The sequence below is a fragment of the Zestomonas carbonaria genome, assembly GCF_904061905.1.
GTDB classification, from domain to species: Bacteria; Pseudomonadota; Gammaproteobacteria; order Pseudomonadales; family Pseudomonadaceae; genus Aquipseudomonas; species Aquipseudomonas carbonaria.
Genome location: NZ_CAJFCI010000129.1, coordinates 1 through 209 on the forward strand (window position 1 = coordinate 1; position 209 = coordinate 209).

The following is a 209-nucleotide window of genomic DNA, read 5'->3' on the forward strand; positions in this document are numbered from 1 at the left end:
CCCTTATGGATCAGTGACTTACGAGCGACCGAGCCAAAAATGGCCCGCTCGACCCCGAAAAACCGGCCTTTTTCGCCTTTCGGACCGGCGAAGACGATGCGGTGATCTTCTATAACTAATTGATTCAGATGGACTTTCACCCTGAAGAGTGGGACTTGGCACGCATCCTGCCTTGTCGCCGACGCCGCCCCGGAGCGGCTTTCCGGCCA

Annotated in this window: 1 protein-coding gene; it reads right to left on the minus strand. The window is 57.4% G+C overall.

The window, feature by feature from the left end; all coding sequences use genetic code 11:
- The coding region (locus tag PSEWESI4_RS25095; protein WP_210768876.1) for a hypothetical protein at nt 1–209 on the minus strand (209 nt) is incomplete at both ends.